Annotated in this window: 2 protein-coding genes; both read right to left on the reverse strand. The window is 68.6% G+C overall.

What is annotated here, in order from left to right:
* Positions 1–874: glycine C-acetyltransferase (locus VFF46_RS22420; protein ID WP_325039147.1), on the reverse strand; the 874-nt coding region annotated here is incomplete at its 3' end.
* Positions 874–1,923 (reverse strand): L-threonine 3-dehydrogenase, encoded by a 1,050-nt coding sequence (tdh, locus tag VFF46_RS22425; protein WP_325039148.1) that lies wholly within the window; start codon positions 1,921–1,923, stop codon positions 874–876. The genes tdh and VFF46_RS22420, both read right to left, overlap by 1 nt.
* Positions 1,924–1,951 lie beyond the last annotated feature (28 nt).

A 1,951-nucleotide genomic window follows, 5' to 3' on the forward strand; every position in this document is an offset into this window, starting at 1 on the left:
TGCCGATCAGTTCCAGGGCCTTGAGCGAGGCGGCGGTGACGGACGGGGCCAGCGAGTTCGAGAAGAGGTACGGGCGGGAGCGCTGGCGGAGGAGTTCGACGATCTCGCGGCGGGCGGAGACGTAGCCGCCGGAGGCGCCGCCGAGGGCCTTGCCCAGGGTGCCGGTGACGATGTCGACGCGGTCCTTCACGCCGAACAACGACGGCGTACCGGCGCCGTCCGGGCCGACGAAGCCGACCGCGTGCGAGTCGTCGACCATCACCAGCGCGTCGTACCGCTCGGCCAGCTCGCAGATCTCGTCCAGCGGGGCGACGTACCCGTCCATCGAGAACACGCCGTCGGTGGCGATCAGCCGGTACCGCGCGTCGGCGGCGTCCTTCAGCTGGGCCTCCAGGTCGGCCATGTCGCGGTTCTTGTACCGGTACCGGCGGGCCTTGGACAGCCGTACGCCGTCGATGATGCTGGCGTGGTTCAGCTCGTCGGAGATGATCGCGTCCTCGGCGCCGAGCAGCGTCTCGAAGAGGCCGCCGTTCGCGTCGAAGCAGGAGCTGTAGAGGATCGTGTCCTCGGTGCCGAGGAAGTTGCTCAGGGCACCTTCCAGGTCCTTGTGGATCTGCTGCGTGCCGCAGATGAAGCGCACCGAGGACAGTCCGAATCCCCACCGGTCAAGGGCTTCCTTGGCGGCCGCGACGACCTCCGGGTGATCGGACAGTCCGAGGTAGTTGTTCGCGCAGAAGTTCAGTACCTCGTTGCCGGTGGCAACCGAGATCGTCGCCTGCTGCGGTGAGGTGATCACCCGCTCGGACTTGTACAGCCCGGCGTCCCGGATCTCGCCGATGGTCGCCGTCAGGTCGTCCCGCATCCGCCCGAACATCAGTGCTTCTCCTCCAGGGATTCCGTCGTCCAGTCCATGATCACCTTGCCGCACTGCCCGGCGCGCGCGACGTCGAACGCACGCTCGAAGTCGCCGTACCCGAACCGGTGGGTGATCACCGGCGTCAGGTCCAGGCCGCGCTCCAGCATCACCGACATCGAGTACCAGGTCTCGAACATCTCCCGGCCGTAGATGCCCTTGATGGTCAGCATGTTCAGCACCACCGTGCCCCAGTCGATCGCGATCTCGTCGGCCGGCAGGCCGAGCATCGCGACCTTCCCGCCGTGCGTCATGTTCGCGAGCAGCTCCCGGAGCGCGGCCGGCTTCCCGGACATCTCCATCCCGACGTCGAAGCCCTCGCGCATCCCGAGGCTCTGCTGGGCCTGCGCGATGGTTTCCTCGCCGACGTTGACCGCGCGGGTGACGCCGATCTTCCGGGCGAGGTCCAGCCGGTACTCCGACAGGTCGGTGATCACCACGTTCCGCGCGCCGGCGTGCAGGGCGACCGCAGCGGCCATCACGCCGATCGGCCCGGCGCCGGTGATCAGGACGTCCTCGCCCACCAGCGGGAAGGAAAGCGCAGTGTGTACGGCGTTGCCGAACGGGTCGAAGATCGCGGCGACGTCGAGGTCCACCGGGTCCTTGTGGACCCACGCGTTGGTGGCCGGGAGTGCGACGTACTCCGCGAACGCGCCCGGTACGTGGACGCCGAGGCCGCGGGTCTTGATGCAGAGGTGGCGGCGGCCGGCGCGGCAGTTCCGGCAGCGGCCGCACACCAGGTGGCCCTCGCCGCTGACCAGGTCGCCGACCGCGACGTCCCGGACGCCGACGCCGACCTCGACCACCTCGCCGCAGAACTCGTGCCCGGTCACCATCGGGACCGGTACGTTCTTCTGTGCCCACGGGTCCCAGTTCTGGATGTGCAGGTCTGTGCCGCACAACCCGGTCCGGAGGACCTTGATCAGTACCTCGTCGGCCTCGATCTTCGGCTCGGGTACGTCCTGCAGCCACAACCCGGGCCGCGCCTCAGCCTTCACCAGCGCCTTCATGCCCACATCGTCGTCCGCGGCAACCATC

The sequence above is a fragment of the Kribbella sp. genome (assembly GCF_035655035.1).
GTDB lineage: Bacteria > Actinomycetota > Actinomycetes > Propionibacteriales > Kribbellaceae > Kribbella.

Coding starts and splice junctions, on each gene's coding strand:
- tdh (WP_325039148.1), bottom strand. CDS start 1,923: ATGAAGGCGCTGGTGAAGGCTGAGGCGCGGCCCGGGTTGTGGCTGCAG.